Genomic DNA, 24243 nt, shown 5'->3' on the forward strand with positions numbered 1-24243 from the left:
GCGGGCGGCGCGGCCTAGGCTCCAGTCATGGTTTCCTCCGCTGAAGCGCTTTCCGTCCGCGCCGTCGATATCCTGGCCAAGCTGGTCGCCTTCGACACCACCTCGCGCGGCTCCAACCTGGCCCTGATCGAATGGGTCGAGGCCTATCTTTCCGACCTGGGCGTGGCCTCGCGGCGGGTGCCCAACGCCGACGGCACCAAGAGCAATCTGATGGCCAGCATCGGCCCGGCCGTCGAGGGCGGGGTCGTGCTGTCGGGCCACACCGACGTGGTGCCGGTCGACGGCCAGCCCTGGAGCAGCGATCCCTGGACGCTGACCGAGCGCGATGGCCGCCTGTACGGTCGGGGGACCTGCGACATGAAGGGCTTCCTGGCCCTGGCCCTGGCGGCCGCGCCGGACCTGGTCGCCAGCGATCTCCAGCGTCCCGTGCACCTGGCCTTCTCCTACGACGAGGAGATCGGCTGCCTGGGCGCGCCCGACATGATCGAGGTCATCGCCCGCGACGTGCCCCGGCCGGCCCTGGTGGTGGTGGGCGAACCCACCGACATGGTCGCCGTCCAGGCCCACAAGGGCATCGCCAGCTACTGGGTGACGGTGACCGGCCGCGAGGCCCATTCCAGCCTCACCCATCTGGGCGTCTCGGCCAACATGGTCGCGGTGAAGCTGATGAGCCATCTGGTGGCGTTGTCGGAGCGGTTGGAACGCGAAGCCGATCCGGCCTCGCCGTTCCTGCCCAAGGGCGCGACCCTGACCATCGGCCAGGTCAACGGCGGCACGGCGGTGAACATCCTGGCGCGCCAATGCGTGTTCGTCTTCGACCTGCGCACCCCGCCGGGCCTGGATCCCGACGCCATCCTGGCCGACTTCTTCGCCCTGGCCGCGCGGCTCGACGTCGAGGTCAAGGCCAGGGCCCCCGAGGGTGGGGTCAAGGTCGAGGTGCGGTCGCTGACGCCGTCGTTCGCGCCGGAAAAGGACGGGGTCGCCGAGACCTTCGCCCGCCGCATGGCCGGCGACAACGGCCCGGCCCGCGTGGCGCCCTACGCCGCCGAGGCGGGGCAGTTCCAGGGCGCGGGCTTCTCCACCGTCATCTGCGGTCCCGGCTCGATCGACCAGGCCCACCAGCCCGACGAATATGTCGAGATCGCCCAGATGGAGCGCGGCGCCCAGTTCATGCGGCGGATGATCGACGACCTCGCCACTGCCTGATCACGATCCGGCGACCGAAGAAGGCCACGGGGTCCAGGGCCATGGCCCGCAGGATGTCGATCGCCGGCGCCTTGCGGGCGGCCTGGATCTCGCGGCGCGAGGACAGGATCGGATCGAGGTCGGCCTTGACGAAGGCGGCCTTGAAGCCCTTCCACACCGGTCCGGCGTCCTTGCGGCGCAGGTGCAGCAGGAACAGGCCCGCGGTCACGCCGAAATGCAGCGGCGCGCTCCACCACAGCATCGGCGAGGGGGTGTTCTTCAGGAAGGTCCACACCCGGTTGCGCGTGCCGTGGAAGAGGGCGAAGTCCGAGCGCACGCCCAGCGTCGCCGAGCCCACGTGCTCGACCTTGGCGTCCGGGACCAGCAGGGTCGGCTCGCCGGCCAGCCGCAGGCGGTAGCCGAAGTCGACGTCCTCGCAATAGCAGAAGAAGCGCTCATCGAAGCCGCCGAGGCCCAGGAACAGGTCGCGCTCGACCATCATCGCCGCGCCGCAGGCCGAGAACACCTCGCCCTCGAACACCCTGGGCGTCTCCTTGCGGCGATAGCCGCCGCGGAACGGGATGCCGGCCGAGGTCATGACGTCGCCGGCGCCGTCCATCAGGCCGGGCTCGTCGGCGACCAGCTGCAGCGAGGCGAAGCTGCGCACGTCGGGATGGCGCCGCGCCGCCGCCGCTAGCTGCTCCAGCCAGTCGGGGTGCGGATAGGCGTCGGGATTGAGCATCACCAGCCAGCGGCCGCGCGCCTGGCGGGCGGCCAGGTTGTTGGCGACCGCGAAGCCGGTGTTGGCGCCCGGCTCGATCAGCTGGATCGCCGGATCGGCCTTGGCCGCCGCCTGCGGCGCGCCGTCGGTCGAGGCGTTGTCGACCAGCAGGATTTCGAAGTCACGAAAGGTCTGGGCGGCCAGGCCGGCCAGGCTGCGCGCCAGGGTGGGGCCGCTCTGGTAGGCGACGACGACGACGGTGAACAGCGCGGTTTGAGCATCGGCGAGTTCGCCGCTCGACGAGGGCATGCAATATCTCTTCAAAGCGCCCTCGAAGCTCTTTCCAAGGCCAGCCTGGAGCCGTGCTTAGCACATGCAGCGACGCCTACGCTCGATCGGTGTCGACGGAATCGCGCCTGGCGCCCGCCGACAAAATTTCCAAGCGATCCACGCGACGCGCTGCGAGGTCTTGCGCGCCTAGAGCGAATAATTGTTATACCGCGATTGCAGCGCGGATGACGCGCGTCAGGAGGCACTATGGGCCACGAGGGCAAAGGCAAGGTCGCGCTTATCACTGGCGTGACGGGGCAAGATGGCGCCTACCTTTCGGAGCTTCTGCTTTCGAAGGGATATACGGTGCACGGCGTCAAGCGTCGTTCCTCGTCCTTCAACACCGGTCGCATCGAGGGCCTCTACCAGGATCCGCACGAGCTGGATCCTAAGTTCATCCTGCATTACGGCGACATGACCGACAGCACGAACCTGATCCGGATCGTGCAGCAGACCCAGCCGGACGAAATCTACAATCTGGCCGCACAGAGCCACGTGCAGGTCAGCTTCGAGACGCCCGAATACACCGGCAACGCCGATGCGGTGGGCACCCTGCGCCTGCTCGAGGCGATCCGCATCCTGGGGCTCGAGAAGAAGACCCGCTTCTACCAGGCCTCGACCTCCGAACTGTACGGTCTCGTGCAGGAAGTGCCCCAGAGCGAGAAGACCCCGTTCTATCCGCGTAGCCCGTACGCGGCGGCCAAGCTCTATGGCTATTGGATCGTGGTGAACTACCGCGAAGCTTACGGCATGCACGCCAGCAACGGCATCCTGTTCAACCACGAAAGCCCCCTGCGCGGCGAAACCTTCGTGACCCGCAAGATCACCCGTGCGGTGGCGGCCATCAAGCAAGGCTTCCAGGACAAGCTCTACCTCGGCAATCTGGATGCGCGCCGCGATTGGGGCCACGCCCGGGAGTATGTCCGCGGCATGTGGCTGATGCTGCAGCAGGACCAGCCGGACGACTATGTGCTGGCCACGGGCGAAACCACGGTGGTGCGTGATTTCGTGACCAAGGCCTTCTCGGAAGTCGGCGTGACGATCGTCTGGTCCGGCGAAGGCGTCGGCGAAAAGGGGGCTTGCGCCGAAACCGGCCGCATCCTGGTCGAGGTCGATCCGCGTTACTTCCGCCCGACCGAGGTCGAACTGCTCATCGGCGATGCGACCAAGGCCAAGGAAAAGCTCGGGTGGGTCCACGAGACCAAGTGGGAGCAGCTGTGCGCTGAGATGGTGGCGGCCGACATGATCGCCGTCGCCAAGGAGCAGCGCCGCAATGCCGAATAGCGCGGCGTTTTCCCTCGAGGGCAAGCGCGTCTGGGTGGCCGGCCATCGCGGGATGGTCGGCTCGGCCATCGTGCGTCGTCTGGCCGGCGAAGGTTGCGAGCTGATCATCGCTCCGCGCGAGACGGTCGATCTGAAGCGTCAGGCCGAGGTCGAGGCGTGGATGGCCAGGGAGCGGCCGGACGCCATCTTCCTGGCGGCGGCCAAGGTGGGCGGCATCCTCGCCAACGACACCTATCCGGCCGACTTTCTGTACGACAACCTCATGATCGAGGCGAACATCATCCAGGCCGCGCACGCCAACGGCGTGGCCAAGCTGTTGTTCCTCGGGTCGTCGTGCATCTATCCGAAGTACGCGCCCCAGCCGATCACCGAGGATGCGCTGCTGACCGGCGCGCTGGAGCCGACCAACGAGTGGTACGCGATCGCCAAGATCGCCGGCATCAAGCTCGCCCAGGCCTATCGCAAGCAGCACGGCGCCGATTTCATCAGCGCCATGCCCACCAATCTCTACGGGCAGGGCGACAATTTCGACCTCAACTCCAGCCATGTGATGCCCGCTCTCATCCGCAAGGCCCACGAGGCCAAGCTGGCGGGCGCTGAGCACATCACGATCTGGGGGACGGGCTCTCCGCGCCGCGAGTTCCTCAACGCGGACGATTGCGCCGATGCATGCGTCTTCCTGATGAAGTCCTATTCGGGCTTCGAGCACGTCAATGTCGGCTCGGGCGAGGACATCACGATCTTCGAACTGGCCCGATTGGTCTGCGATGTGGTCGGCTTCGAAGGCGAGATCGTCACCGACACGTCCAAGCCCGACGGTACGCCCCGCAAGCTGATGAGCGCGGACAAGCTCCGGGGCATGGGGTGGGCGCCGCGTATCGGTCTGCGTGAAGGCGTCGCCGACGCCTATCGCTGGTTTCTTGAAGCGAACAAGAATTGATGTGACGGCGGAAGCAGCGTCCACCCGCCGCTGCGACCCCGCGTGCTCCGGCGTTCCCCTTGAGAGGTCGATCGTATGAAGATCAAGCCGCTTGAAATCCCCGAGGTCCTGCTCATCACGCCGCAGCGTCATGGCGACGAGCGCGGCTGGTTCTCCGAGACCTTTCGGCAATCGGCCTTGGAGGAAGCCGGTTTCACCGGGGGAGCGTTCGTGCAGGACAATCATGTCCGCTCCACGACGCGGGGAATCCTGCGAGGGCTTCACTTCCAGCGGCCGCCGAACGCCCAGGACAAGCTGCTGCGCTGCGTGCGGGGCGCGATCTTCGACGTCGCGGTGGATATCCGTAAGGGATCGCCGACCTTCGGCCGTTGGGTCGGCGCCGAGCTTTCGGCGGAGAACGCCCAGCAGTTGCTGGTGCCGAAGGGGTTCGCCCACGCCTACTGCACCCTGACCGACGAGTGCGAGGTGCTCTACAAGGTCTCGGACTACTATGCGCCGTCCGCCGAAGGCGTCTTGCGCTGGAATGACCCCGCCGTCGGTATCGACTGGGGCATCGACCCCGAGCAGATCCAGACGAACGCTCGCGACGCCGGCGCGCCCCTGCTCGAAGATCTCGACACGCCGTTCGTCTACGAAGCGCCCTGATCTTTCGAGTCTGGACCGCTCAACGGTCGAGTGATCGCCGAATTTCGCCCAGTTGGTGCGTTCGTGACGCCTGATCCGAGTTCGAAGGCGACCGTGGAAGGCGGGCGCGGCTTGCGTCCGGTTCCGCTTTAGGCTCTCTCCTGTAGCGCGATTAAGTGCTTTGCCACGCTTTAGCGTGCATCAGGGCGCCGTCAGGTAGGAGTGAGCCGAAATGATCATTTTCAACGATTCCCCAAAAACGACGAAACAGAAGACCGTCGTCGTTTTTGGATGTGGTCGGGGCGGCACCTCCGCTATCGCTGGCGCACTCAGGATTCTCGGCGTGCAGACGCCCGCCGACACCCATCCGCTCAAGCATGAATCATCGCCGATCGTTTACAAGAACGGCGCGGTGGACGCGGTGGGCACCGCCAAGAACATTCAGAAAATGAACGAGAAGCATTCGGTCTGGGGGTGGAAGTCGCCGCGCGACATCTTCTCGGTCAGCTTCTTTTCCGGCCTTCTGCGGAACCCGCACTACGTCGTCATCACCCGCAGCATGTCGGACGTGATCGCCAGCGCGGCCAAGCATGACGCGATCGACCCCAAGGTCCTGGCGACCGACGTCGGCGTCGTTTTCGCGGAGATCGGCCGCTTTCTTCTGCTCAACATCCACCCCACGGTGTCGCTCAGCTACGAGGGGCTGATCAAGGATCCCGAGAAGACGCTCCGTGAGCTCGCCGCCTGGCTCGGGCTGAAGGTCAACGACGAGACGCTGGCCTCGGCCGTGGAGTTCATCGCCGGGGGCGGCTCCAAGTACAAGCCGGTTGGCAAGCACAGCGGCGAGTTCAGTTCCGACGAGCTGAAGGGCGACATCGAAGCGGCGCATGCGCGCAACTACACCTCCTGCACCAAGGTGATGGAGGACTCCGAGGCTGCGTATGTGAACTCGTGTCGCGACGCCGAGAATGTCCTGTCGCATCTGCGAGCCCGGGTCGCGGACGCGTTGCTCACCAAGGCCGAGCTCGGGCAGCATGGGCCGGTCATCGCCAAGCAGGCGCTGTTCATGCCGATGGATCAGTTCAAGCTCCTGGTTGGCGGGGAGGACGTCGATGACGTGGTCGCTCCGGTGGCCGGCGAGGCCGAGACGCAGAACGTCAAGGTCGAGAAGGCGCCCGTCGAGGCTCGGCTGTTCAAGCTTGGCTTCCAACTGGCCTGGGAGCGCTACGCGGCGGCCACGTCGCGTCGTGAACAACTGGGCAAGGCGCTCGATGACGCCTCCGGTCGGCTCGCCTATCTCGAGCGCGTCCTGGCCCGAAAGGCTCTGGCCCGCGAGGCCGCCGCGCCCGTGCAGGCAGAGTCTCCGCCCGAGGTCGCGCCGGCGGTTCAGGCGTAGGCCGACGGGCGCCGGCCGGGCTTCACTCCCGGAGCAATGACAGTCGCGACGCCGCCCAGTCGGCGGCGTCGCGCACGGTCGCGTCGGGATCGGTCCGCAGGGGCTCGACCACGGCTGTCAGGCCCGTGTCGCCGCTGTTGCCGATGGCGTAGAGCACGTTGCGCACGAAGCGGTCGCGGCCGATGCGCTTGATCGGGCTCTTGGAGAAGAGGGCCCGGAACGACGGGTCGTCCAGCACGGCCAGTTGCGCCAGAGGCGGGGTTTTCAAGGTCTCGCGGGCGTGGAACTTGGCCTCGGCCGACAGGCTGGCGAACTTGTTCCACGGGCAGGCGGCCAGGCAGTCGTCGCAGCCGTAGATGCGGTTGCCCAGCATCGGCCGGAACTCATGGGGGATCGGGCCGGCCAGCTCGATGGTCAGGTAGGAGATGCAGCGCCGGGCATCCAGCCGGTGCGGCGCGGGGAAGGCGCCCGTCGGGCAGATGTCCAGGCAGGCGCTGCATGAGCCGCAGCGATCGATCTCGGCCTCGTCGGGCGGCAGATCCAGCGTGGTCAGCACGCTGCCCAGGAACAGCCAAGAGCCGAACTGGCGTGACACCAGGTTGGTGTGCTTGCCCTGCCAGCCCAGGCCCGCCCGCTGGGCCAGGGGCTTTTCCATCAGCGGGGCGGTGTCGACGAACACCTTCACTTCATTGCCCCAGCGCCGGTGCATCCAGCCGGCCAGCTGCTTGAGCCGCTTCTTGACCACGTCGTGATAGTCGTCGCCCTGGGCGTAGACGCTGATGGCGGCGCGGTCCGGGTGCTCCAGCTGGGTCAGCGGGTCGATGTCGGGGCCGTAGTTGACGCCCAGGACGACGGCGCTCAGCGCATCGGTCCACATGGCGGTGGGGTGGCTGCGCCGCTCGAGCGTCTCCTCCATCCAGCCCATGGCCCCGTGCAGGCCCTCGGCCACGAACTGGCGCAGCCAGTCGCCGTTGGGCCAAGCGTCGGCGGCGGACGCGAAGCCGCAGGCGTCGAAGCCCAGGGCGAGGGCTTCGCGACGGATCTCGTCCTTGATGGCTTCGGGAGTCAGATCAGAAGTCGAGGTCGTCATAGTGCGCGGCCGGCGCGAGGCCGGGCCAGCGGTCGGCCAGGATCGGCCTGAAGCACGGCCTCGATTTCAGCTTCATGTACCAGGTGCGCACCGCCGGGAAGTCCTTCCACGGCACGTCGCCGAAATAGTCGATGACGGAAAGGTGCGCGGCGCCGGCGAAATCGCCCAGGCTCATGCGGCGGCCGGCCAGCCAGTCGCGGGCCTGCAGCAGGCTTTCCATGTAACCCAGGTGGTCGCGCAGGGCGTCGCGGCCGCGGCGCAGCGACGACAGGTCGGGCGCGCCCATCCGCAGCAGCCGCTTCTCCATCTTCTCGTGCAGCAGGAAGCCGTTGACCTCGTTGTCGAACTTGCGGTCGAACCACTGCATCAGGCGGCGGGCCTCGGCGCGCTCGCCGGCCTCGCGGCCCAGCAGCGCCGGCTCGGGCTCCTGCTCCTCGATGTGCTCCAGGATCGCGCGGCTTTCGCAGACCACTGCGGTGCGCTGGTGGCGGGTCTCGACCAGCACCGGCGTCAGGCCCGACGGGTTCAGGCTCGTGAACTCGGGCGGCGACTCCCAGTAGCGCACCTGCACCTCGGCGAACGGCAGCCGCTTTTCGCCCAGCACGAGGCGAACCTGGCGGGAGGCCGGGTCGAGGGGGAAGTGGTGAAGGGTGCGTTCGACGCTCATGCCCACATGCGTTCAGGCTGCATCGTCTGATCGATGCGCCGTTTTGCTTAACAAGATATTGCCGGAGCAGAGCTATTCCGAGGAATGAGCGTTTTTCGGGAACCTCCCCCCATGGGGGAGGCGGCCGAAGGCCGGTGGGGGGAAGTTTTCAGCTTTCGGGGCCTTCGCCAGTTCTGCAAACACGCCCCCCACCGATCGCTTCGCGATCACCTCCCCCACGGGGGGAGGTTCGTCAGGGCGTATTCGCCCGCGCGATCAGGGCCGTGGTGCTCTGGCCCGCCTTCAGATCCGCCAGCACCACGCGGCCGCCATTGGCCAGCACCACGTCCGAGCCCACCACGGTCTCGACCGTGTAGTCAGCGCCCTTGACCAGCACGTCGGGCTTGATGGCCTTGATCAGCTCCAGCGGGGTGTCCTCGTCGAACAGGGTGACGAGGTCGACGGCCGACAGCGAGGCCAGCACGGCGGCGCGGGCGTCCTCCTTCTGCACCGGCCGGGTCGGGCCTTTCAGGCGCTGGACCGAGGCGTCGGTGTTGAGGCCCAGCACCAGCCGGTCGCAGGCGGCCTTCGCCTGGGCCAGCAGCGAGACGTGGCCGGGGTGCAGCAGGTCGAAACAGCCGTTGGTGAAGCCGACCTTCAGGCCGCGCGCGCGCCAGCCGGCGACGATCTCCATCATCCGGGCGCGGGCTGCGATCTTCTCCTGGCCGGGATCGCCGTGGGCGCCGGACAGCACGGCCTTCAGTTCGGCGGCGGTGACCACGTCGGTGCCCAGCTTGGCCACCACCAGGCCGGCGGCGGCGTTGGCGAGGTGCGAGGCGGCGGTCAGGTCGGCCCCGGCGGCCAGCGACAGGGCCAGGGTGGCGGCCACGGTGTCGCCGGCGCCCGAGACGTCAAACACTTCCAGGGCGCTGGCCGGCAGGTGCACGGGGGCGCCGCCGCGGGCCGACAGGGTCATGCCGGCCGCGCCGCGGGTGACCAGGGCGGCGGTCAGGTTGGGGGCGGCGGCCAGGATCGCCTCGCCGGCGGCCTCGGCGGCCTCGTCGTCGGCGCCGGTCACGCCCGTGGCCTCGGCGGCCTCGCGGCGGTTGGGCTTGATCACCGTCGCGCCGTCGTAGCGCGAGAGGTCGCGGCTCTTGGGATCGACGATCACCGGCTTGCCGGCGGCGCGGGCGGCGGCGATGGCGGCCTTCAGCACCTCGGGGGTCAGCACGCCCTTGGCGTAGTCCGACAGCACCACGACGTCGGCGGCGGGGAGGGCCTTTTCGAAGGCGGCCAGCACCAGGGCCTGGTCGGCCGGATGGCGGTCCTCGCGGTCGGCGCGCAGCATCTGGTGCGAGGCGGCGACATAGCGGGTCTTCTCGGTGGTGCGGCGGCCAGGATCGACGGCCAGGGCGCTCTCCAGGCCGGGCTCGCGCTCGACCAGCGCCGCGACGGCCTTGCCGGCGTCGTCGTCGCCGACCAGCCCGGCCAGCACGGCCTTGCCGCCCAGCGCCGCGACGTTGCGGGCCACGTTGCCGGCCCCGCCCAGCATGGTCGTTTCGCGCTCGATGGCGATCACCGCCACCGGGGCCTCGGGCGAGATGCGGTCCACCGCGCCATAGACGAACCGGTCGAGCATGACGTCGCCCAGCACCAGCACGGTCTTGCCGGCGAAGGCGTCGGGCAGGCGGGCCAGGGTGTCGTCCATGGAAGAAGGCTCGTCGATCAGGGAAGGCCGCTAATTGGGCGCATAGCGGCGAGAGGGCAAGAGGGCCGCAAGATCCTCCCCCTCTGGGGGAGGTGGCCCGAAGGGCCGGAGGGGGGACGTTTTCAGCTTTCGGAGCGGTTGGCCGGCTTCGCGCCACACCCCCCTCCGTCGGCTTCGCCGACACCTCCCCCAGAGGGGGAGGATCTACTCGGCCGCCCCTCGCGGATCCGGATGCAGCAGCACGTCCGCGCTCGGGAAGGCCGCCTTCACGCGGTCCTCGGCGGCGCTCATCACCGCATGGGCCTGGGCCAGGGTCTGGCCGGCGGCCAGGTCCATGTGGCCCTGGACGTGGATGTTCGGGCCGGCGGCGCGGGTGCGCAGCTGGTGCACGCCGCCGACGCGGGGGTCGTCGACCAGCAGGGCCAGGATCTGCTCGCGTTCCTCGACCGGCAGTTCGTGGTCCATCAGTTGGTCGGCGGCCTGGCGGAACACGCCCACCGCGCCCCACAGCAGCCAGGCGGCGACGGCCAGGCCGGCGGCGGCGTCCACCCAGGTCCAGCCCAGCAGGGCGACGGCGGCGAGGCCTATGAGCGTCACGGCGTTGGACGCCAGGTCGGCGGCGTAGTGGGCGTGGTCGCCGGCCACGGCCACCGAGCGGGTCTTGGCCATCACCGCGGCCTGGGCGCGGATCAGGGCCAGGGTCAGGCCGATCGAGACGATCATCACGCCAATGCCCCAGACGCTGTGCTCGACGGGCCTGGGATGCAGCAGGCCGCCGATCGCCTCGCGTCCGATCAGGGCCGCCGAGGCGAAGACCAGACCGCCCTGGATCAAGCTGGAGAAGGCCTCGGCCTTGCCGTGCCCGAAGCGGTGTTCGGCGTCAGGCGGCTCGGCCGCGTAGCGCACGGCGTAGAAGGTGATCAGCGAGGCCACGAGGTCGAGCCCCGAATCCGCCAGCGACGCCAGCATGGCCAGCGAGCCGCTGGCCAGCCAAGCGCCGCCCTTGATGACGATCAGTATGGCGGCCGTCCCCACCGACAGGGCGGTCACTCTTCGAGTAAGGGCGGCGAGCTCGGCGGGAGAGGCGGGCGCGGTCATGGCCCAAGCTGTAACACGACCGCGCCCAAGGTCAGTCCCCGCCTGTCCCTACTGGCGGTAGGTCAGGCGGAAGTAGAAGTAGCGCCCCGGCGCGTCATAGGCGTTGGGGTCGTAGTTGTTGAGGCCGCAGCTGATGCAGCCCGGCGGGTCCTTGTCGAACAGGTTGTTGACCCCGAAGGCGACCGCGGTGGTCTCGCCGAGGAAGGCGGGCTTCCAGCGCAGCTGGGCGTCGATATAGGTGCGTGAGGCCAGCTTGTTGTCGGCTGCGGCCGTCTCCTTGACCGACGACAGGTAGCGAGCCGAGGCGCTGGCGCCCCAGGCCTTGTGGTCCCAGTCGACGGTCAGGGTGGTCTTGGTCTTCGGGTAGGCCTGGTCGGGGCTGCCCCGCTCGGTGCCCTCGCGCGGGATCTCGGTGAAGCCCGTCGCGGTCGGCACGATCTCGGTATATTCGAGCAGGAAGGTCGAATAGGAGCGCAGCGACAGGCGCCCGAAGTCGTAGGTCGGCGACGACCACAGCACGTTCAGGTCGATGGCCCGGGTCTGGATGCCGCCGATGTTGATCAGCGGGTTGGTGATCGCCGCCACCTGGCCCGACGCGGTGCGGGTGATGGTCGAGCAGGCCAGGCTGTCGGCCAGCTCGGCGCAGCGGGCCAGCAGGCTCTCCCCGGAGAGGGCCTGGATCGCCGAGTCCAGCTCGATGTCGGAATAGGCCAGCTCGATCGAGCCGTTGCTGGCCCAGCTGGCGTCCTTCAGCGCCTTGGGCTCCCAGACGATGCTGACGTTCTTGCTCTCGCTGGTCTCGGGCTTGAGGGCGTTGTTGCCGCTGGTGATCACCGACAGCTGCGGATTGAGCTGCACATAGCTGCCGCTGGCCGGCACCCCGGCGGCGATGCAGTTGGCGCGGACGGTGGCGCTGGCCGGGGTTCCGCCCGACAGGCCCAGCATGTCCGAGCAGGGATCGACGATCTCCTGGTCGAAGCGCGAGGCCGCGCCGAACAGCTCGCCGATCGACGGCGCCCGGAAGCCCTGGCCCCACGAGGCGCGGACCAGCAGGTCCTCGGCCGGTCGCCAGTTGACGCCGGCCTTGTAGATCGAGTCCCGGCCCGAGGTGGAATAGTCGAACCAGCGCCCGGCGGCCGAGACCTCCAGGCGATGCACCAGCGGCAGGTCGGCCAGCAGCGGCGCGCGCAGTTCGAGATAGGCCTCGTCGACCTTGATCTCGCCCTTGGCGGGCTGGGCCGGGATGTCGGCCGACAGGCCGGCGGCGACCACGGCGTCGGGCTGGAAGTAGCCCTTGGTCTCGCGATGCTCGTAGCCGGCGGCGAAGGCCAGCGGCCCGGCCGGCAGGGCGAACAGGTCGCCGGTCAGGTTGGCGGTGAAGTCGTGCAGCTCCTGCTGCGAGACGTCCTGCTGGGTGAAGCCGATGAAGCCCAGCATCTCCGAGGTGATCGAGCCGACCCCGCCGAAGATGTTCAGCGGCACGCACGAGCCGGTGCAGCCCGACAACGGGCCCAGGGCCTGCTGCACGCGGGCGGCGTTGACGTTGCCGGTGAAGCTCTGTTCGGCGTGGTTGCGCGAGGCGGTGGCGTTGACGTCCCAGTACCAGGTCTTCTCGCCCAGCTTCAGGTCGCCCGACAGGCTGGCGTTGACGTTCCAGGTGTCGACCGTCTGGGCGTAGTGGCGGGGGCCTGCCTCGACCAGGCGACGGCCGACGAAGGCGTAGGTGCCGCTGGTCAGGGTGAAGCCGAACGGGTTGTAGGGGTTGGTGGCGTCGACCGAGACGGTGTCGAGCAGGTTGCCGTTGCCGGCGTCGGGGCCGACGAACAGCGGCAGGGGCGCGGCCTGGTTGGCCGACTTGCGCTGCACGTAGCTGGCGCGGACCTTCAGCTTGACGCTGTCGGTGAAGTCGTGGGTCACGGTCCCGAACAGGCTGACCCGCTCCGACGGCGTGACGATGTAGTTGTAGGGCTGGAAGTTGAAGCGGTCGGCGGTGGTGAAGTTCTTGAAGCTGCTCGACGCGCCGGTGGGGTCCAGCGGGTTGTAGGTGGGCCGCACGCCGACGCCGAGGGCGGCCTTCAGCGTCATGTCCAGGTCCTGCCCGGTATTGGGATCGCTGACGATGAACCGGCCCAGCCGCGTGCCCGACGAACAGCCGCCGTCCAGGCACGAGGTCGAGAAGGGGCTGGGGAACAGCGAGATGTCGCGGTCGGCCGACATGACGCTCTTCTGCTTGAAGTAGCCGCCGCCGACGACGATGCTGGTCTTGTCCTCCGAGGCCCCCCACGAGACGTTGTAGTCCTGGGCGAAGCCGTCGCCTTCACCGTAGCCGCCCACCTGGGCCGACAGTTCCAGCCCCTGCTGCCGGTCGCGGGTCAGGATGTTGACCACCCCGGCGATGGCGTCCGACCCGTAGATCGGCGAGGCGCCTTCCTGCAGGATCTCGACGTTGCGGATCATGGCGTTGGGGATGGTGTTGAGGTCCACCACGCCGGGCACGCCCGAGGCCGCGGCCCCGCCGACCCAGCGCTGGCCGTCGACCAGCACCAGCACCCGGCGCGAGCCGAGATAGCGCAGGTCGAGCTCGGCCGAGCCCGCGCCCACCCCGCCGCCGTCGGGCGGATTGCCGAAGTTGCCGGAGTTGTTGAACTTCGAATTGAGGCCGCCGCCGGCGGCCGGCACACGCTGCAGCACGTCGACGATCGAGGTCAGGCCGGTCTTGGCGATGTCGTCCTGGCCGATCTGGAAGACGGCCTGGCTCTTGTCGAGCGGACTGACCCGGATGCGCGAGCCGGTGACGACCACGGCCTCGACGCTGTTGTCGTCCGGGGTCTGGGCGGCCGCCGCGACGGGCGCGGCGGCGACGGAAGTCAGGAATAGCGAAAGAAGTCCTTGGCCGATGCGGTTCATGCCGTGCCCTTCCAGCAGCGATATCCCCACGGTCAAGGTTGAGTCGTGGATTCGCTCGCGCAGAAGGTGAATCGGCGGTCAAAAATGTGTCAAGTTTGTCGAACGGCGATACGTCGTTTCGCGGCTTTGTGTGTCTTTCGCAACAATCGTGCGCGGTTTGGCTGCGCCCTCATGCCGCCGCCTTGGGCCGAGGGCCGACATAGATCGACTGGGGACGGATCAGTTTGCCGCCGGCCTGCTGCTCGCGGGCATGGGCCAGCCAGCCCACGGTGCGTCCGGCGGCGAACACGCAGGTGAAGGCCTTCGGCGGGAAGCCCAGCGCCTCGAGCAGGAGCGCGGTATAGAACTCGACATTCGTCTCCAGCGGCCGGTCGGGCTTGCGCCGGCGCAGGATGTCGAGGGCGGCCCGCTCCACCGCCTCGGCCAGGGCCAGGCGTCCGGGCAGGGCGCCGGCGGTGCGCGACAGCCGGGCCAGCGCCGCCTTCAGGGCGTCGGCGCGGGGATCGCGGACACGATAGATGCGATGGCCAAAGCCCATCAGCCGCTCGCCGGCGTCCAGCACGCCCTCCAGCCAGGCGACGGCGTTGTCGGCGGTTCCGATGGCGTCGAGCATGTCGATCACCGGCCCCGGCGCGCCGCCGTGCAGCGGACCTTTCAGGGTCGAGAGCCCCGCCAGCACCGCCGAGCCCAGGCCCGCCCGCGTCGAGGCCGCCACCCGGGCGGCGAAGGTCGAGGCGTTGAGGCCGTGATCGCAGACCGTGACCAGATAGGCGTCCAGCGCCCGGGCCTCGCCCTCGGTGGCGGGCGTGCCACGGATCATCCGCAGGAAGTCCGCCGCGTGGGGCAGGGACGGGTCGGGCGCGACCGGCGCCTCGCCGCCCTGGCGACGCAGTACAGCGGCGGTGAACACGGCGGGGGCGGCGGCCAGGGCCAGGGCGTCGTGCAGGGTCTCGCCGTCGGGTAGGCGGGCCAGCAGGGCGCGCATGGCGTCGTAGGGATCGCGGGCGGCCAGGGCCTCGTCCAGCGCGGCGACCTCGGCGAAGGCCCGCACGCGCGCCGCGCCGAGGGCAGGGGCCAGGTCGGTCGGCAGGTCGTCGAAGAAGCCGTCGAACAGCAGCTGGGCGGCGTCCTCGAAGCGGGCGCGGCCGGCCAGATCCTCGACGGCCCAGCCGCGGATCGTCAAGCGGCCGGCCTGGCCGTCGACGTCGGAAAGCACGGTGGCGGCGGCGATCACGCCTTCGAGGCCGGCGGAAACTTGGACCATGGGAAGGTCTCCTTTCGCCGCTGATGATCGTCCGAGCGTCTTGATCGTCAATCTTGATCAATATAATCAATATCCATGGCGGGCGATTGGCTCGATGCGGATCAGGCGATGGCGCGGCTCGGCGTGCGGGCCCAGACCCTCTACGCCTATGTCAGCCGGGGCCGGATCGAGGCCCAAGCTCATCCCGAGGATCCGCGCCGCAGTCTCTATCGCGCCTCCGACGTCGCGAACCTGGCCAAGCGCAAGGCCCGGGGCCGCAAGGCCGCCGACGTCGCCGCGGCGGCCATCGCCTGGGGCGAGCCGGTGCTGGCCTCGGCCATCACCACCGTGCGGGCGGGGCGCCTCTGGTATCGCGGCCGCGACGCCGCCGAGCTGGCGCGGACCGAAAGCTTCGAGGCCGTCGGCCGGCTGCTGCGCGACGACGCGGCCGAGGCGGCGGTCTCCACCCATACGCCCAGCCAGGCCCCGACCATCCGCGCCCGGCTGTTCGCCGATCTCGCCGCCAGGGCGGGCGAAGACCGCCCGGCCCGTGGCCGCGCGCCGCTGATGCTGGCCCAGGAGGCGGCGGGTCTGCTCGACCTCGTCGCCGACGCCGTGGCGGGCGAGAGGGGAGACGGGCTGATCCACCAGCGCTTGGCCGCCGCCTGGGACCTCGATGCGGCCGGCGGCGACCTGGTGCGGCGGGCGCTGGTGCTGCTGGCCGACCATGAACTGAACGCCTCGACCTTCGCCGCCCGGGTGGCGGCCTCGACCGGCGCGTCGCTGGCGGCTTCGGCGCTGGCCGGACTTTCGGCGCTGTCGGGACCGCTGCATGGCGGCATGGCCGCCCGCGTCGAGACCTTGGCGCGCGAGGCGAAACGCGAAGGGGCCGAGGCCGCCGTCGCCGTCCGCCTCGACCAGGGCGCGCCGCTGCCGGGCTTCGGCCATCCACTCTATCCCGACGGCGACCCGCGCGCGGCGGCGCTGCTGGCGGCCTTCGAGCCTTCGCCCGACATGGCCGCGCTGCATGCGGCGGTGGTCGGGGCGACCGGCCAGGCGGCCAATATCGACTTTGCTCTGGTCGCCCTGGCCCGGACCCTGAAGCTGCCCGAAGACGCCCCCTTCGCCCTGTTCGCCGTCGGCCGCACGGCGGGCTGGCTGGCCCACGCCCTGGAGCAGTCGAAAACGGGGCGGCTGATCCGTCCCCGGGCGCGGTATGTGGGGCCGGAGGTCGGCTAGCGCCTATATCGAGGGATCCGCCGCGAGGAGACCGATCGCATGACCCTTCTCCAGACCCTGCTGATCGTCGTCGCGATCGTCGTCACGGGCGTCGCCTGCGTCTGGTGGCGACAGCGGTCCGAACGCCGCGCTCTGGAACGAGCGCTCTATCCCGAGGTCGTCGGATTGCAGCGGCAGGCGGCGCTGCTGGCCGGCGAGCTGGCGCGTCTCCACGCCGAGGGCCTGGGCTTGGCGCTGAACGAAGCGTTCTTCGCTCGCTGGCGATTGTCAGCGCCGTTGATCTATCCTGCCGCCGCGGGCCGTCTTGGCCGGCTGCCGGGCGGCGCCGTCGATCGGGTCGGCTATTTCCACGCCCAGCTGGCCGAGGCCCGCGCGCGTCTGAGCGAAGCCCGCGTCGCCGGCGGCGTGATCGCCTCGCCCTATCGGCTAGTCAGCAACCTGGTGCGGGCCTGCAACCACGTCGAGCCCTGGATCCAGGCCCTGGAGCCGCGTTTCGGCCGCCCCCTGTTCGACCGCGCCGACCTTTCGGCGGCAAACCGGCTGTTGGGGGTTCTGGAAGAGGCGGGCGACGAGCCGGTGGTCGACGCCTGGTGCTGGGCCGACATCGCGTCCGAACCGGATTAGCGCCCCGCCAGCGCGAACTTGGCGAACATGTCGGCGAAGGTCAGGCGGGTGTCGATGGTCGTATAGACCCGCATCGGCCGGCCGTTCGGGTTCGCCTCATACTGGGCCCGGGCGACGACGCGCGGCGTGGGGCGCACGACATAGGCGCTGGAGGCGCTGTCGGGCTCGAAAGACGACTGCAGGGCCGTCAGGGTGACCAGCGGGCTGTCGCCGAGGATGTAGGTCTCGCCCAGAGCGATCTTGGGCGTGGAGACCACGCGTTCCAGCTGGTCCAGAAGATAGGTCCCCAGCGTCCCGGCCGGCTTCAGGCCGGCGGTGAGCTCGGCGTGGCTGATCATCAGCTGGCGGTAGACGTTGCGCGGGACCTGCCAGATCTCGATGGCGGAGTCGTTGAAAACGGTCTGCACGGCCGCCAGGTCGATGGTGGCGTTGTATTCGGCGTCCTTGCGTGGCGGCACGCCGGGCAGCAGGTCGTCGTGCTCGTGGCCGCCGATCCAGACCAGCTTCAGGCGCGGCGCGATCTTCGGTTCCAGCCGCAGGGCTTCTGCAAGATCCGTCAGCCCGGCGCCCGCGCAATAGAACAGCAGCCTTTTATCCTCTCGCAGCGCCTCGGCGATGATCGCCCTGACGGCCGGGGTCGCCTCGGGCGGCGCGCCGGGAAGCGGAGCGGCGTTGCGGCCGGCGATCACCGGCGGCGTCCGGGAGAGCTTCATGCGCTCGTAGATCGCGCGCACCTGGGCCACGGCGTTGTTGGCCTGGGTGGTCGAGCCGTCGAGGAAGTCGTTCACATGGATGTGCGAGCCGACGATCAGCGGGATCTCCACCGACGGCGAGGCCAGGTGGTGGGCCAGCTGGAACAGGCCGTCCGGATCGCCGGAGAAGTCGTTGTCCAGGATCACCCGCAGGCGCGGTCGCGCTGTCAGCGCCGACGCCTCTCCGCCGAGCGCCGCCGCGCCGAGCAGGGCCGCGCCGCCGGCCATCAGTCCGCGCCGGGAGGGGGTGGTGGTCTTGTTCTGAAAGCTCACTGGACGATCCGGGACGCGAGGAGGGGCGCGGCCAGATCAGCAGTCCGTCGCGCTCGCGGCAAGCGCCGGAAACGACAAAGGGGAACGCTCGGGCCGGAGCGTTCCCCTCGTCGTGCGGCGGGCTGGGAGGCGCGCCGCCCGCCGTCGCCCCGGAAGAAGGCGACGGATCTCGTGGGCGAGCCGGCTTTACGCCCGCTCGTGCACGGCTTCCTCGGCCGCCAGCGGTTGCGGCAGGCGGTTGATCATTTCCTTCGGGCAGACCTGCCAGAAGAGGTCGCGGGTGCGGTCCCAATCGCGCAGCAGGCTCTCGGCGAAGGCCGAGTCCGTCTCGCGGGCGTGCTCGGCGATCAGCGAGCGCAGCACGCCTTCCCAATAGGGCGAGGCCAGGCGCTGCACGATGATGCTTTCGGGGTTGATGTTGGCCTGGAAGCGGTCGTGCTGGTCGAACACGAAGGCCATGCCGCCGGTCATGCCGGCCCCGAAGTTGCCGCCCGTCGGACCCAGGATCACCACCTGGCCGCCGGTCATGTATTCGCAGCCGTTGGTCCCGCAGCCCTCGACCACCGTGGTGGCGCCCGAATTGCGGACGGCGAAGCGCTCGCCGGCCTGGCCGGCCGCGAACAGCCGGCCCGCGGTGGCGCCGAACAGCACGGTGTTGCCCAGCAGGGTGTTGGTCTCCGGCGCCGCCAGGCCGCGCGGCGGCTTGATGACGATCGTCGCGCCCGACAGGCCCTTGCCGACATAGTCGTTGGCCTCGCCGGTCAGCTCGATGCGCAGGCCCTGCACCGCGAAGGCGCCCAGGCTCTGGCCGGCCGAGCCCTTGAGCTGGACGGTCAGGTGGCCGGCGGGCAGGCCCTTCATGCCGAACTTGCGGACGATGTGGCTCGAGGTGCGGGTGCCGATGGTGCGCGCCGTGCTGCGGACCGTGTAGGTCAGCTGCATCTTCTCGCCGCGCTCCAGCAGCGGAGCGGCGTCGCGGACGATCTGGGCGTCCAGCGTGTCCGGCACCGCGTTGCGGCCGACGACCGTGTTGTACGGCTTGTTGGCGCCGGGGTCGGCGCGAACCAGCAGCGGGTTCAGGTCGAGGTCGTCGAGGTGCTCGCCGCCGCGCGAAACCTGCGCCAGCAGGTCGGTGCGGCCGACGATCTCTTGCAGGCTCTTGAAGCCCAGGCCCGCCAGGATCTCGCGAACTTCCTCGGCCACGAAGGTGAAGAGGTTGACGACCTTGTCCGGCGTGCCGGTGAACTTGGCGCGCAGCTTCTCGTCCTGGGTGCACACGCCGACGGGGCAGGTGTTGGAGTGGCACTGGCGCACCATGATGCAGCCCATCGCCACCAGCGAGGCGGTGCCGATGCCGAACTCCTCGGCGCCCATCATGGCGGCGATGACGATGTCGCGGCCCGTGCGCATGCCGCCGTCGGCCCGCAGGACCACGGAGTGGCGCAGGTTGTTCAGCGTCAGCACCTGGTTGGCTTCCGACAGGCCCATCTCCCACGGACCGCCGGCGTACTTCACCGAGGTCTGGGGCGAGGCGCCCGTGCCGCCGACGCCGCCGGCGACCAGGATCACGTCCGCTTTCGCCTTGGCGACACCGGCGGCGATGGCGCCGATGCCGGTGGCCGCGACCAGCTTCACCGTGACCCGGGCGACCGGGTTGATCTGCTTCAGGTCGTAGATGAGCTGCGCCAGGTCCTCGATCGAATAGATGTCGTGGTGCGGCGGCGGGCTGATCAGCATCACGCCCGGCGTCGAGTGACGCAGGCGGGCGATCATCTCGGTGACCTTGAAGCCGGGCAGCTGCCCGCCTTCACCCGGCTTGGCGCCCTGGGCGACCTTGATCTCCAGTTCGACGCACTGGTTCAGATATTCGGCGGTGACGCCGAACCGGCCCGAAGCGACCTGCTTGATGGCGCTGTTGGGGTTGTCGCCGTTGGGCAGGGGCTTGTAGCGGGCGCTGTCCTCGCCGCCCTCGCCCGAGACCGACTTGGCCCCGATGCGGTTCATGGCGATGTTCAGCGCGCCGTGGGCCTCGGGGCTCAGGGCGCCCAGGCTCATGCCCGGGGTGACGAAACGCTTGCGGATCTCGTTGACGCTCTCGACGTCGTCGGTCGAGATCGGGTTGCGGTCCGAGCGCCAGTCCAGCAGGTCGCGCAGCTGGATCGGCTTCTGGGTGCGCAGGCCCGACGACCAGCGGCGATAGAGCTCGTAGTCGCCGGTGTCGCACGCCGTCTGCAGGGTGTGCATCAGGCGGGCTTCGAAGGCGTGGGCCTCGCCCGAGCGGCGCGACTTGTAGAGGCCGCCGACCGGCAGGGTGACGGCCGCGCTCTCCCAGGCCTTGCGGTGCAGCTCGACGGTCTTGGTCTCGATGCCCGCCAGGCCGATGCCCGAGATGCGCGAGGGCATGCCCGGGAAGAACTCGGCGGCCAGGGCGCGCGACAGGCCGACGGCTTCGAAGTTGTAGCCGCCGCGGTACGAGGAGATGACGCTGATGCCCATCTTGGAGATGATCTTCAGCAGGCCGCCCTCGATGGACGTCTTGAAGTTGATGCAGACGTCGCGCAGCGTCTTGTCGCCCACCAGGCCGCGCTCCAGGCGATCCTGGAAGCTTTCCTGGGCGAGGTAGGCGTTGACCGCCGTGGCGCCGACGCCGACCAGCACCGCGAAATAGTGCGTGTCGAGGCACTCGGCCGAGCGGACGATCAGCGAAACGTACGACCGCAGGCCCTTGCCGACCAGGTGGGCGTGCACGCCGCCGGTGGCCAGGATCATCGGCAGGCCGACGCGGGTCGCGTCGCTGGCCTCGTCGGTCAGGACGATGGCGCCGCAGCCGCGCAGCACGGCGTCCTCGGCCTCGGCGCGGATGCGATCGAGGTTGGCGCGCAGGGCGTCGCCCGCCCGGGCCTCTTCGGCCGGCAGCGGCATGGTGCAGTCGATGACCGCGACGTTCTTCTCACCCAGCAGCTCGTGGATGCGGATGTACATGCCGGTGGTCAGCACCGGGCTTTCCAGCACGTACACATCCGCTTGCGCGGCGTCCTGGGCCAGGATGTTGCCGAGGTTCTTGAAGCGGGTCTTCAGGCTCATGACGCCGGTCTCCCGCAGGGGGTCGATCGGCGGGTTGGTCACCTGGCTGAAGTTCTGGCGGAAGTAGTGCGACAGCGGACGGTACTTCTCCGACAGCACCGCCAGCGGGGTGTCGTCGCCCATCGAGCCGACGGCTTCCTTGCCGTCCTCGACCATGGGAGCCAGGATCATCTCCAGGTCTTCCAGGCTGAAGCCGGCGGCGGCCTGGCGACGGGTCAGCTCCTCACGGCCGAACTTGCGCGGCTCGGGACCGGGCGCGATCTCCTTTTCGAGATCGACCATGTTGCCCAGCCACTCGGTGTAGGGGTGGCGGCCGGCCAGTTCGTCGACGATCTCGTCCTCGCCGTAGAGCTTGCCCTCGGCCAGGTCGATGGCGATCATCCGGCCCGGCGCGATGGCCAGCTTGCGGGTGATGCGGCTTTCCTCGACGCCGCACATGCCGGCTTCCGAGCCCATGATCACCAGGCCGTCGTCGGTGTAGGCGACGCGCAGCGGGCGCAGGCCCGAGCGGTCCTTGCCGGCCACGACCCAGCGGCCGTCGGTGGCGCACAGGGCGGCCGGACCGTCCCACGGCTCCATCACGGCGTTGCAGTAGGAATAGAGCGCCTTGTGCTCTTCGCTCTGGTTCGGGTTCGAAGCCTCGGGCACCAGCAGGGCCTTGGCCATCGGCGCGTCGCGGCCGGCGCGGACCAGCACCTCGAAGGTGTTGTCCAGGCTGGCCGAGTCCGAACCGCCCGGCTGGATCACCGGCTTCACGTCGTCCCCGAACTCACCGAAGGCGTCGGCCGCCATCTTGATCTCGTGGGACTTCATCCAGTTGATGTTGCCCTTGATCGTGTTGATCTCGCCGTTGTGGGCGAGCATCCGGAAGGGCTGGGCCAGGCGCCACTGCGGGAAGGTGTTGGTCGAGTACCGCTGGTGGAAGATCGCCACGGCCGCGGCGAAGCGCTCGTCCTTCAGGTCCGGATAGAACTCGTCGATCGACTCGGCCAGGAACATGCCCTTGTAGATCAGCGAGCGGGCCGAGAACGAGCAGATGTAGAAGTCGCTGATGTTCTGGGCGTGCACGCGCTTTTCGATGCGCTTGCGGCACAGGAACAGGGCGCGCTCCAGGGCTTCGCCCTCGAGGCCGGCCGGCGGGGCCAGCATGATCTGCTCGATTTCCGGACGGGTGGCGTTGGCCTTCTCGCCGATCACCGAGGTGTCGACGGGCACCTGGCGCCAGCCATAGATGTAGAAGCCGAAACGCAGGGCTTCGGCCTCGACGATCGTGCGGCAGGCTTCCTGGGCGCCCAGGTCGGTGCGCGGCAGGAACACCTGGCCCACGCCGATGGGGCCGGGACGCAGGGCGTGGCCGGTGCGGCGCACCTGGTCGATGAAGAAGTCTTGCGGAACGCTGACCAGCACGCCGGCGCCGTCGCCGGTCTTGCCGTCGGCGTCCACCGCCCCGCGGTGCCACAGGGCCTTGAGGGCCTTGATCGCCAGTTCGACGACCTCGCGGCGCGGCTGGCCGTCGATGGCGCAGACCAGGCCGACGCCGCAGGCGTCGCGCTCGGTGGTCGGGTCGTAGGCGTGGCCGTCGATGAGGGCCTGGCGGTTCTTCAGATAGAGGTCGATCTGGCTCATGGTCTGATCTCTTTCCTCTTACTCAGCCGCGATCAGGGTCGCGGCCGCCTTGGCCTTCAGGTAGCGGTGCATGGCGGCGGCGGCGTCGCGGCCGTCCTTGATCGCCCACACCACCAGCGAGGCGCCGCGGACGATGTCGCCGGCGGCGAACACGCCGTCGAGATTGGTCATCTGGTGGCGCACGTCCGCCTTGACCGTGCCCCAGCGGGTGGTCTTCAGGTCGGGGGCGTCCCACAGTTCCGGCAGGTTCTCGGGCTCGAAGCCCAGGGCCTTGACCACCAGCTGGGCCGGACGGTCGAAGTCGCCGCCGGGGATCTCTTCGGGGCTGCGGCGGCCCGAGGCGTCCGGAGCGCCCAGGCGCATGCGGATGGCGCGCACGCCGGTCACGGCGTTCGCATCGCCCGACAGGGCGCGCGGGGCGGCCAGCCACTCGAAGGTGACGCCTTCTTCCTCGGCGTTGGCCACTTCCCGGAGGGAGCCGGGCATGTTGGCCTTGTCGCGGCGATAGAGGCAGGTGACCGAGGTCGCGCCCTGGCGGATGGCCGTGCGCACGCAGTCCATGGCGGTGTCGCCGCCGCCGACCACGACCACGTCCTTGCCTTCGGCATTGAGTTCGCCGCTGTCATAGGCCGGGACGTCGTCGCCCAGGGTCTTCTTGTTCGAGGCGATCAGGTAGTCGAGCGCGGGCACCACGCCCTTGTCGCCGCCGCCGGGCACGGTCAGGTCGCGCGCGGCGTAGACGCCGACGGCGATCAGCACCGCGTCATGCTCGGCGCGCAGGTCTTCCAGGCTGGCGTCCTTGCCGACCTCGAAGCCGAGCTTGAACACCACGCCGCCGTCGGCCAGGCGCTGGGTGCGGCGCTCGACGACGTCCTTTTCCAGCTTGAAGCCGGGGATGCCGTAGATCAGCAGGCCGCCGGCGCGGTCGTGACGGTCGTAGACGGTGACGGCGTAGCCTTCCTCGCGCAGCTTCTCGGCCGCGGCCAGGCCGGCCGGGCCGGCGCCGACGATACCGACCGACTGGCCGCGGTCGGCCTTGGCGGCCAGCGGCTTCACCCAGCCGTTCTCCCAGGCCTTGTCGGTCAGGTAGCGTTCGACCGAGCCGATCGTCACGGTGCCGTGACCCGACTGCTCTATGACGCAGTTGCCTTCGCAGAGGCGGTCCTGCGGGCAGATGCGGCCGCAGACTTCCGGCATGGAGTTGGTGGCCTGCGACAGGGCGTAGGCTTCCTCCAGCCGGCCTTCGGCGGTCATCCGCAGCCAGTCGGGGATGTTGTTGTGCAACGGGCAGTGGGTTTGGCAGTAGGGCACGCCGCATTGCGAGCAGCGCGAGGCCTGCTCGGTCGCTTTCGCGTCGATGAAGTCGGCGTAGATCTCGTGAAAGTCGCCGTTACGCTCTTCGGCCGCCCGCTTTTCAGGCGTGCGACGCGAGACGGTCGTGAATTTCAACATGCGCTCGGCCATGCGCTTCCC

The 24243-nt window shown here is 69.3% G+C and carries 16 protein-coding genes and 1 pseudogene; 7 read left to right on the plus strand and 10 right to left on the minus strand.

Annotated elements, in window-relative coordinates; all coding sequences use genetic code 11:
• Positions 1-27: 27 nt before the first annotated feature.
• Entirely contained in the window at positions 28-1206 is a 1179-nt protein-coding gene (argE, locus tag AC07NS_RS06515; protein WP_494602305.1) for an acetylornithine deacetylase, read from the plus strand.
• Here the strand turns inward: argE and AC07NS_RS06520 are convergent.
• Positions 1169-2215, minus strand: coding sequence for a glycosyltransferase family 2 protein (locus AC07NS_RS06520; protein WP_494602306.1), 1047 nt, complete (start codon positions 2213-2215; stop codon positions 1169-1171). The two genes, argE and AC07NS_RS06520, sit on opposite strands and share 38 nt — an antisense overlap.
• A 228-nt stretch (positions 2216-2443) precedes the next feature.
• On the opposite strand from AC07NS_RS06520, the gene gmd reads away from it, so the two are divergent.
• The 4 genes from gmd (at position 2444) to AC07NS_RS06540 (ending at position 6480) form a co-directional block, all read left to right on the plus strand.
• Entirely contained in the window at positions 2444-3520 is a 1077-nt protein-coding gene (gene gmd / locus AC07NS_RS06525; RefSeq protein ID WP_494602307.1) for a GDP-mannose 4,6-dehydratase, read from the plus strand.
• Complete coding sequence (gene fcl / locus AC07NS_RS06530; protein WP_494602308.1) at positions 3510-4460, plus strand: GDP-L-fucose synthase; 951 nt, start codon at positions 3510-3512, stop codon at positions 4458-4460. The genes gmd and fcl overlap by 11 nt, the downstream gene beginning before the upstream one ends.
• Positions 4461-4535: 75 nt before the next feature.
• On the plus strand, positions 4536-5105 hold the full coding sequence (gene rfbC, locus AC07NS_RS06535; RefSeq protein WP_494602309.1) for a dTDP-4-dehydrorhamnose 3,5-epimerase: 570 nt from the start codon (positions 4536-4538) through the stop codon (positions 5103-5105).
• Positions 5106-5316: 211 nt separating this feature from the next.
• Positions 5317-6480 (plus strand): sulfotransferase family protein, encoded by a 1164-nt coding sequence (locus AC07NS_RS06540; RefSeq protein ID WP_494602310.1) that lies wholly within the window; start codon positions 5317-5319, stop codon positions 6478-6480.
• 40 nt (positions 6481-6520) lie between these two features.
• Here AC07NS_RS06540 and queG read toward each other — a convergent pair.
• From queG to AC07NS_RS06570, 6 genes and pseudogenes are all read right to left on the minus strand, one after another.
• Positions 6521-7570, minus strand: a pseudogene (gene queG / locus AC07NS_RS06545) (tRNA epoxyqueuosine(34) reductase QueG); the annotation flags it as partial.
• Positions 7551-8237, minus strand: a complete 687-nt coding sequence (gene fzlA / locus AC07NS_RS06550; RefSeq protein WP_494602311.1) for an FtsZ-binding protein FzlA — start codon at positions 8235-8237, stop codon at positions 7551-7553. The gene fzlA and the pseudogene queG, both read right to left, overlap by 20 nt.
• Before the next feature lie 232 nt (positions 8238-8469).
• Complete coding sequence (gene rfaE1 / locus AC07NS_RS06555; RefSeq protein ID WP_494602313.1) at positions 8470-9924, minus strand: D-glycero-beta-D-manno-heptose-7-phosphate kinase; 1455 nt, start codon at positions 9922-9924, stop codon at positions 8470-8472.
• Between the two features lie 204 nt (positions 9925-10128).
• Positions 10129-11022 carry a cation diffusion facilitator family transporter gene (locus tag AC07NS_RS06560; RefSeq protein WP_494602315.1) on the minus strand — a complete coding sequence of 298 codons (894 nt, stop codon included), beginning with the start codon at positions 11020-11022 and terminating at the stop codon, positions 10129-10131.
• Positions 11023-11070: 48 nt separating this feature from the next.
• On the minus strand, positions 11071-13959 hold the full coding sequence (locus tag AC07NS_RS06565; protein WP_494602832.1) for a TonB-dependent receptor domain-containing protein: 2889 nt from the start codon (positions 13957-13959) through the stop codon (positions 11071-11073).
• A gap of 139 nt (positions 13960-14098) precedes the next feature.
• Positions 14099-15193: a citrate synthase/methylcitrate synthase gene (locus tag AC07NS_RS06570; RefSeq protein ID WP_494602317.1), complete on the minus strand. Its 1095-nt coding sequence runs from the start codon at positions 15191-15193 to the stop codon at positions 14099-14101.
• Positions 15194-15268: 75 nt separating this feature from the next.
• On the opposite strand from AC07NS_RS06570, the gene AC07NS_RS06575 reads away from it, so the two are divergent.
• Together AC07NS_RS06575 and AC07NS_RS06580 are read left to right on the plus strand one after the other, a co-directional pair.
• Complete coding sequence (locus AC07NS_RS06575) at positions 15269-16411, plus strand: citrate/2-methylcitrate synthase (RefSeq protein WP_494602318.1); 1143 nt, start codon at positions 15269-15271, stop codon at positions 16409-16411.
• Between the two features lie 39 nt (positions 16412-16450).
• Positions 16451-17035, plus strand: a complete 585-nt coding sequence (locus AC07NS_RS06580; protein WP_494602319.1) for a hypothetical protein — start codon at positions 16451-16453, stop codon at positions 17033-17035.
• Here the strand turns inward: AC07NS_RS06580 and AC07NS_RS06585 are convergent.
• From AC07NS_RS06585 to AC07NS_RS06595, 3 genes are all read right to left on the minus strand, one after another.
• Positions 17032-18060, minus strand: coding sequence for a nucleoside hydrolase (locus AC07NS_RS06585; RefSeq protein ID WP_494602320.1), 1029 nt, complete (start codon positions 18058-18060; stop codon positions 17032-17034). The two genes, AC07NS_RS06580 and AC07NS_RS06585, sit on opposite strands and share 4 nt — an antisense overlap.
• 186 nt (positions 18061-18246) lie before the next feature.
• Positions 18247-22770: a glutamate synthase large subunit gene (gene gltB, locus AC07NS_RS06590; RefSeq protein WP_494602321.1), complete on the minus strand. Its 4524-nt coding sequence runs from the start codon at positions 22768-22770 to the stop codon at positions 18247-18249.
• Positions 22771-22788: 18 nt separating this feature from the next.
• Complete coding sequence (locus tag AC07NS_RS06595; protein WP_494602322.1) at positions 22789-24234, minus strand: NAD(P)-dependent oxidoreductase; 1446 nt, start codon at positions 24232-24234, stop codon at positions 22789-22791.
• Positions 24235-24243: the final 9 nt, after the last annotated feature.

Source organism: Caulobacter sp. GW821-FHT10A10, from assembly GCF_059415745.1.